This is a genomic window from Priestia sp. SIMBA_032 (genome assembly GCF_046535215.1).
Taxonomy (GTDB): Bacteria; Bacillota; Bacilli; order Bacillales; family Bacillaceae_H; genus Priestia; species Priestia aryabhattai.
Genome location: NZ_JAWRXD010001484.1, coordinates 1 through 239, shown reverse-complemented (window position 1 = coordinate 239; position 239 = coordinate 1). Strand labels below are relative to the sequence as shown.

The window sequence follows — 239 nt, the reverse complement described above, 5'->3', positions numbered from 1 at the left end:
GTCGGTGCGATGTCGTCGGCGATCCGAAAAATATTGCAGAACAGTTCATTTACCGCTGCCGCCCGTCGGGCGGGCGAGAGCAACGGTGATGTCGTCGATCCGGTCGCGTTGTGTACCCGGGCGGCGGGTCGGGAACTGTTTCGCTAGCCTTGACGGCGTGCGACTCACCGAATTCACCGAACTCTTGACCACCGAGTTCGGCGCCGCAACGGCCGATTCGATGCTCGTCGACCACACAC

The 239-nt window shown here is 61.9% G+C and carries 1 protein-coding gene; it reads right to left on the bottom strand.

What is annotated here, in order from left to right:
- Window positions 1-45: 45 nt before the first annotated feature.
- On the bottom strand, window positions 46-239 hold a 194-nt coding region (locus SB717_RS39245; protein WP_410908707.1), incomplete at its 5' end, for a hypothetical protein.